This window comes from Arthrobacter sp. UCD-GKA, assembly GCF_001863355.1.
In the GTDB taxonomy this organism is placed as follows: Bacteria; Actinomycetota; Actinomycetes; order Actinomycetales; family Micrococcaceae; genus Paeniglutamicibacter.
Map to the genome: position 1 here is coordinate 102,555 of NZ_MOLR01000014.1, position 6,937 is coordinate 109,491.

General features: G+C 60.3%; 9 protein-coding genes and 1 pseudogene. 3 read left to right on the forward strand and 7 right to left on the reverse strand.

Translation table 11 applies throughout. The annotated features are described in order from the left end of the window. Window positions 1-30: 30 nt before the first annotated feature. Together BLJ79_RS19790 and BLJ79_RS19795 are read right to left on the reverse strand one after the other, a co-directional pair. Window positions 31-303: a glutaredoxin domain-containing protein gene (locus BLJ79_RS19790; RefSeq protein ID WP_071216496.1), complete on the reverse strand. Its 273-nt coding sequence runs from the start codon at window positions 301-303 to the stop codon at window positions 31-33. A gap of 192 nt (window positions 304-495) precedes the next feature. After that, window positions 496-993 carry a DUF1801 domain-containing protein gene (locus BLJ79_RS19795; protein WP_071216497.1) on the reverse strand — a complete coding sequence of 166 codons (498 nt, stop codon included), beginning with the start codon at window positions 991-993 and terminating at the stop codon, window positions 496-498. A 182-nt stretch (window positions 994-1,175) separates the two neighbouring features. Between BLJ79_RS19795 and BLJ79_RS22640 the strand changes: the two genes are divergently transcribed. After that, window positions 1,176-1,445 (forward strand): PhzF family phenazine biosynthesis protein, encoded by a 270-nt coding sequence (locus BLJ79_RS22640; RefSeq protein ID WP_083411493.1) that lies wholly within the window; start codon window positions 1,176-1,178, stop codon window positions 1,443-1,445. 453 nt (window positions 1,446-1,898) lie between these two features. On the opposite strand, the gene BLJ79_RS19805 is transcribed toward BLJ79_RS22640, so the two are convergent. The 5 genes from BLJ79_RS19805 to BLJ79_RS19815 form a co-directional block, all read right to left on the reverse strand. Beyond that, the gene (locus tag BLJ79_RS19805; RefSeq protein ID WP_071216499.1) at window positions 1,899-2,276 is read right to left on the reverse strand and encodes a RidA family protein; all 378 of its coding nucleotides are present in this window, start codon (window positions 2,274-2,276) and stop codon (window positions 1,899-1,901) included. A gap of 316 nt (window positions 2,277-2,592) precedes the next feature. After that, window positions 2,593-3,129, reverse strand: coding sequence for a GNAT family N-acetyltransferase (locus BLJ79_RS22645; protein WP_083411494.1), 537 nt, complete (start codon window positions 3,127-3,129; stop codon window positions 2,593-2,595). Between the two features lie 337 nt (window positions 3,130-3,466). Next, the gene (locus BLJ79_RS19810; RefSeq protein WP_071216500.1) at window positions 3,467-4,036 is read right to left on the reverse strand and encodes a dihydrofolate reductase family protein; all 570 of its coding nucleotides are present in this window, start codon (window positions 4,034-4,036) and stop codon (window positions 3,467-3,469) included. Window positions 4,037-4,432: 396 nt separating this feature from the next. Continuing rightward, window positions 4,433-4,609: a hypothetical protein gene (locus BLJ79_RS23465; protein WP_175475547.1), complete on the reverse strand. Its 177-nt coding sequence runs from the start codon at window positions 4,607-4,609 to the stop codon at window positions 4,433-4,435. 207 nt (window positions 4,610-4,816) lie between these two features. After that, window positions 4,817-5,515, reverse strand: a complete 699-nt coding sequence (locus BLJ79_RS19815; protein ID WP_083411495.1) for a helix-turn-helix transcriptional regulator — start codon at window positions 5,513-5,515, stop codon at window positions 4,817-4,819. A gap of 73 nt (window positions 5,516-5,588) precedes the next feature. Here BLJ79_RS19815 and BLJ79_RS19820 point away from each other — a divergent pair, with 73 nt between their 5' ends. Beyond that, window positions 5,589-6,320, forward strand: a complete 732-nt coding sequence (locus tag BLJ79_RS19820; RefSeq protein ID WP_071216502.1) for an alpha/beta fold hydrolase — start codon at window positions 5,589-5,591, stop codon at window positions 6,318-6,320. A gap of 442 nt (window positions 6,321-6,762) precedes the next feature. Further along, window positions 6,763-6,937: pseudogene (locus BLJ79_RS23855) on the forward strand (IS1380 family transposase); the annotation flags it as partial.

Below are 6,937 nucleotides of genomic sequence, written 5' to 3' on the forward strand. Positions count from 1 at the left end.
GGGGCACCCCTCCATCCAATCACAGCCCGACTAGACCCGCTCGACAACTTCCTCAATCCGCGGGTTTGTTGCGGAGGTCCCGTCCGGGAAGATCAGGGTCGGGACCGTCTGGTTCCCGCCGTTGAAGGATTCCACCAGCTCCGCGGTGCCTTCCACTTCCTCGATGTTTACCTCGGTGTAGCCGATTCCCTTGGCATCCATCAGGCGCTTGAGGTTGCGGCAATAGCCGCACCACGAGGTGGTGAACATCGTGACCGCACCGGCTTCGGGGATGTATGGGGCAATTTTTTCATTTTCGCTCATACCTGATGTAACCACGGACATGGGAGTCTTATTTCAGGTTCCTTCACCTGCAGCGGGAAAGCACGCGTTCCCCTGCCGGCGCATGACAACCTGCTCCGGTACGGTTGCGCCGATGGCCTCCACCTTTGGGGTGCTTTTCGGCTGACGTGCCATGGATTTGAGGCGAACCATTTCTTGGCGACTGCTGGGCATTCAGGGTTTCCTGGCTCCGCCCACACCCGGCACCGAGGTGACTTGCTTCATCCACTCCACGATCAGAGGTTCGTCGATGTCGTCAATGGATTCAAGCTCCACGCCTCGCGTCGCCTTGCCCATCCCCACCGGCGTCACCGGCGGTACGGGTTCCAAGGCCGTGCCGTTGACGAACATGAGCTTGACGTGCCGGGCAAAGCCGCCGCAGCTGAAGCACCACCCGTCGCCGACACCGTAGTACGCCATGCCCCATTTCACCGAGCGCTGCAGGCCGGGCAGCGTCCTGGCGGCCAGCGCATCGACCGCCTCGGCGATGCCGCGCTGTGGCTGTGGAAGGCTGGCGAGGTAGGCGAAGACCGGCTTGTCGCCGACCGCCGCTTTTGCGGGGCTGGCCCTGCCGGTCATGGCTTCCGGCAGCGTGATGGTGGCGTCGACCGGCGGCGCAAGGCGTGTGGCAGGTTTCAGGACTTTCGGCTTCCCGTTTTCCGTGCTGCTCATGGACGGAATTATCCCCTGCGCCGCGGAAAAATGCACCGGCCGTGCTCAGGCGTGCTTGACCCGCCGCGGCGAAGGATAGGGCGCGTTGCTCCGGCAGCGGGCGGCTCGCTTTTTGCTCCCGCTGCTGTTCTCGCTAGTCGAACATCGACACGCTTTGCCGGTCCCGGCGATGGCGATTCTGATTGGAGCCGGGTCGCGTTGATTTTCCATTTGAGCCGATTGATGTGTTCACGACCGAACTGACGTTGGGCAATCCCACGGGCTTGGTTCACGGAGCCGACAGCTTGAACGAAGACCGGATGGCGGCGTTTGCCCGTTGGACAAGCCTGAGCAAAACAACACTTCTGCTTGAACCCACAACTACGACCGCCAACTATCGGGTCAGGATCTTCATTGCGGGCAATGCACTGTCCTTCGCCGGTCATCCGATGCTCGGATCGGCGTGTGCCTGACTGGATCTCGGCGGTGCTCCGCAGCCGCAGGAGTAGATCGTCCAAGAATGCGGTGCCGGATTTGTGGACAGGCAGGGGAGACAGATTCCGGGAAGTCAGTCCTGTCGGGGCAGATAGCGCGTAGGCTCAAGTCAAGGGCAGTTCTACTTCGATGGAGGTGGCGTAATGCCGAAGATGTACCAAAGCGCTCCGCTTATCGTCTTGATAGTTGTCTTGGTTGTTTTCGCTTTCACTCAGTGGCTTCCGCTGTTGTTGCTCCTCCCCGCCGGTGCCGCGATGATGCTGGCCGGCAAACACGGAGTCACGACCAATCTTTATGAGAAGTCTCGGAAGAATGAACCTCCATATGAGTGATCCGGGCGCCTACGCGAAGTGATTGCAACGAGCTTTGGCGTCCGCCGTCGCCCGCACGGCTGCTGTATACCCGTAGGCCGAACTCTGACCGGACGCGTTCTAAAACCCGACGACGGTGTCGATCTGAACCTTCGCACCCAATGGGAGTGCCGCGACCTGGACAGTGGTGCGTACAGGGAAAGGCTCATGCAAGTGCCTGGCATAGACGGCGTTGACCGCTTCAAAGTCGATGTAGTCGGTCAGGTAGATCGTGGTGCGCAGGATATTCGAAAGGCCCAGGCCGAGCTCACCCAGCAGCGTTTTCAGCTTGTTCATCATCGCCTCGCACTGCAGAGCAACGTCTTCTGAGACAAGAGAACCGTCATCGGTTCGCTGACCGATGATTCCGGCGGTGTAGCCAGTATTCCCATGCCGCACGAAGTGCGAGAACGGTGCCGTGGACTGGTGGAGAAGCGGACTGAAGTGGTGTTCAGGCATGGAGAATTCTCTCGACTTTCTTTGGGAAGAAACGGCCGGCACGATGGTTGCAACGTTACATTGATGCCGCGTGGCATCGCCTACGTGCCGCACTAGCCGTCGGCTGAACACGTCAGACGGGATATTCCCCAAGGGAAACCCCAATGGGACATTAATGGAAGAGCCCCATGGAAACGTTCCATGGGGGCCTCAATAACGTGCCGAAAACGCTCCATCGGATTGGAGGAGTTGACCCGAGAATTGGGGGAACCCTTACCGGGCTCGGGGACGGCACTCGAATTCAGCGACATTGGGTATTTCCCAGATCGCATTCACGTCAATTGAGACGGGAGTACATATACATGTCTTTTCGCTGCCCGCCGACTTCCTGCCAACCATGCAGCAACCCCTCGCGACTGTAGCCGCAGCGCTCTGCAGCTCGCCAAGATCCTTCATTCCAGGGCTCAACGTAAAGTTCCAACCGATGTATACCGGGCAAGCCAAGCCCCCACCCTGATACGGCATCCAGGGCGGCGGAGACTATTCCTTTGTTTCGATGAGACGGACCAATCCAATATCCGACGCTGGCGCGGCCTTGACCAGAATTTTTCAGCCAGAGTCCGATTTGGCCCAGTGCCTGATCAGAGCGTGCATCCGCGATGGCGAATGAATAGCCGGATCGATCTACAAGCCGATGGTGCTGCCGGTTGATGAAATCAAGTATTTCCTCGTCCGAACCATTCGCTGGAACAGTCGTGATCAAGGGAATTAATGGATCGATCGAGGCTTCTCGAACCAACCCAGCATCCTTCACATCGAATGGGCGTAGACGATAATCCAAGGCATCCAAAACGGGCTGGTTCAGAGGGTCCATTCAGAAAGCCTAACTGTCCTGGGTGACGACGAACTCCGTAAATCTACGACGCCAAGACTTCTCCGTAAGCGCGTGCCTGGCTGGCTGGCAGATTCATGACGCGGCGTGGCCCGGATTTCGATACGTGCTCGTTCCGAAGGCGGAACATCTCCGGGACGCTCCCGGCGTCGTTCGTATGCCGCGTGTGTCGTTACGGCTTGGGCGTCGCTGAAGTCCTCGGGGTCGGGGCTTTGTCCCAAGCGTTTCCGCTGGCGACCGAGAACGAAGCGTTCATCCCAGGCGCGAGAATCGTTGCTTCGAAGGCGAGGCAGCGGTGTACTCGCCAGGACAACTCACATCATGCCGTTATTTGCGTAGTCCGGTATCGCAGGGCGATCGCCCCCGATCGGAAATCATGGCGATCCACGAGCTCGAGCTGGATGCGCTCGCGCAGACCGGCGAGCAACGTCGGCCCCTGTCCGGCAAGGACCGGCTGCACGAGGAACTCGTACTCGTCGATCAGTCCCAGATTCGCCAACGCCAGGGGGAGCGTCACGCCACCGACCCACAGGCCACCGCCTGGCTCCTGCTTGAGCCGCTGCACCGCTTGCCCCAAGTCGCCTCTTAGCAGCTCGGCATTCCAATCGACCCCGCCAAGCGTTCTCGACACGACGTACTTCTTCGCCCGGTCGATGGCCTCGGCGAACGGGGTCTGCCACGCATCCACCCAGCCAGGCCACGTGCCCGTGTCCGGCTTCCGCCACGCCGACTCCATCATCTCGTAGGTCACCCGGCCGAACAGCAGGGCATCGGCTCGCTCCATCTCGGCGGTCCAGTAGCTCATCGATTCCTCGTCCGGTGGGAGCCCTGCCTCGTGATGGCAGCAGCCGTCGAGCGTGACGTTGATCGAGTATCGAAGTTCTCTCATCTCGTTGCTCTCCCTTTGATGCGAGCAGTGAGTTTCACCGAACCGTCCACCAACCAGGTCACTGCTGCGCCTGAACCGTCCATGGTCCGAGGATAGGCAGCCTCGCGGTGTAGCGGAAGTGCCAGCGCGCGAACCCGGTCTGGATGAGCCCGCCGCGAGTCACGCATTTGGCCTCGTTCTCAACCCCGGGTGAACCGTCGCAGTTGGGAGTCGGCCAACGGGATGCTGCTCTGGAAGCGCAGCGCAATATCGTTTTCCTGTTCTGAAAGCGCGTCAGGGAACCCTCAACGGGACTTCGTCGTGTTGGAAAGAAGTCCTCTGTCGCCCTTTTTCAACAGGCCTGGGAAAGTTCTGTATATTCTCCCGTTATCGGTAGCTAAACCAAGAATGCCGGTCTTAGCATCCACCCTGGGTATGGAAGGCACGGAACCCGGAGAAGAATTCGGATACCCCGGCTGAGCCGCAACCGTTGGTAATTAGGTAGCCGTAGCCGACGATTGCTACCGCAAACCCGGCAGCAGCAATGGCGAGCAGGATCCAAACGGCCTGATTTCGGCTGATGCGAGCGGCCAAGATGTCTCCATTGGTCGATGACTCGGATTCGTGCCGAGGGTCTTTACGGTAACAGTACGTATGTGAAGTTGCCCGCAATGGCAATCGAATATCGAACTGCGTCTAAGCCGAACGAACACACGGCAGTGTGTTGGGGTGAGCGAAAACGAGCGTTTCAGGCATGGAGCGGTCGCTATTGAAATAGACCGAACACGTTACCCCAGTGATTCACTCGCCCCGACCGTGCACCGGTCTAGCGTTCGCCGGCGGTACGCCGACCTCGTGGATGGTGTGGCCGCTGCAGGCCGTCTTGGTTACGGTGGCCCGCTCGATGCGCGACACGGTAAACCATCGCACTGCTTTGCGCATTCGGCACCACCCAACTAGATACCACTGGCCGTTCGTGGAGGCGAACAGCACAGGTTCGACGTCGCGGGTGGTCGTGGTGCCGTCTCCCGATGAGTAGCGAATGCGGATTACCCGCTGCTCGACCATCGCCTCCTCCAGGGCCGACCTGGTTGCGCGAGAAGAAGAGGGAAGCTTGTTGACCCAGACTCGGTGGGCCAGCTCGTCGGCCCTTGCTCGGGTTCCGGGATCGAGGACGTCCAGGATCTTCTGGATACCGGCTGCTGCCAGATCGGCGTAGGGGGCATCGGGGGCAGCGGACACGGCTGCCATGAGCGCCACGGCCTGTGCCGGGGACAGGCTGACAGGCGGCAGGGACGCGCCGACGGTCAAGCCGTAGCCACCGCCCGGACCTGGCCGCGACCATAAAGGCGCACCGCTGTTCTCTAACGCATCGAGGTCCCTCTTGATCGTGCGCACGGACACCTCGAACTCGCTCGCCAACCGTTCGGCAGAGATCCCCCGCGCGCCGCTGCGGCGCAACATCTCGGATAGGGCATGGAGCCGTTCGGCTCGTTTCACAGTTCAAATCCCGGTGAATTCATGACATAAATAGTGACACACCATTGTCCGCGGAGCCTGCGAGAGTTGTGACATGACAACCGCTAAGAACAGTCCGACCATCATTCTCATCGCCGGCCACTGGCTGGGCGCTTGGGCGTGGAATGAAGTCCTTGAACACCTGAAGACCGACCACTATCGTGCCATCGCAATGACGCTGCCTGGTCTTGACGGGGATGATTCTGAACGTTCTGCGAAGACTCTTGACGACCAGGCAGACGCGATCCTTGGCGTCATTTCTCAACACGGAAATCTGCCCGCGATTCTTGTTGCCCACAGTGGGGCCAACGCCCCCGTCAGCCTCGTCCTTGACCAGCACCCAGAGCTTGTCCGCCGAGTGGTGTGGGTCGACTCCGGCCCTGTGGGGGCGGGCAGTGTCTTCGCCCCCGAATTCCCGGATGAATCCCATGAGTTGCCGCTGCCGTCGTTCGATGTGCTCGCGCAGCAGGCTAGTCTCGAAGGCCTGAGCGCAGATGTCCTCGAACGCTTTCGCGCACTTGCCGTACCGGAGCCCGGCCCTGTGCTTCGTCAGCCCGTCGAACTCACGAACGAGGCCCGCCGCAACGTCCCGACCACCCTGGTGTGCTGCTCGATCTCGAGTGAACAGGTGATGGAGCTGGCCCGGGCAGGCCATCCCATGTTTGCCGAAGTTGCGAACCTCGAGCACCTCAATGTCTTGGACCTCCCCACAGGGCACTGGCCCATGTGGAGCCGCCCCCTCGACCTCGCCAAGATCATTGACTCAGCGACTTCACTTGACAACTGAACCGCAAGTAGCGGGAAAGGAACGGCTGAATGCGGCTGACCCGCTCGCGCTACTGAAAGGATCCATGTCGCACCGTATGGCTGCACTAGCGCGGCACCGCTGATTGGAAACCGCTGGCGTTGCTAACGGTGACGGATTGCCGCCGGTCATGACGACCGAAAACGACCGTTTGTGGCGGCGATCTAGACCGCTACGCTCCTCTGCCGGCGGTGGACGATGGAATGAAACAAGAACGCAGTGGCAGCCACAATCATCAGAAGAATTGACACGGGCCCCCACCATTCCGGCAGCCGAGCGGCAAATACGATCCCAACCAGGCCTAACCCGGCCTTTTCATGAAGCGGGGCGTCATTAAGTGCCTTTAACGTCGAAAAGGTGAGCTGATCTGGGAAAATAGAGGTACCACACCTTTTTATCCACCAGAACAGGGCTCACCTTTTCGATGCTTAACGATACCCGTGTTTTCCCGTCCCTCCCGGCAGCCCCGACCGGCCAGTCGCTGGTTTCCCACGCCGGCCTGAACGTGCTCACCTCCTTCCTGGACGCGACCGGCTTCGGCGCCCTGTGCGAAGAGCAACTGGCCGGGTTCGTTCCCGAGACGGCCACCCACCGCCCGG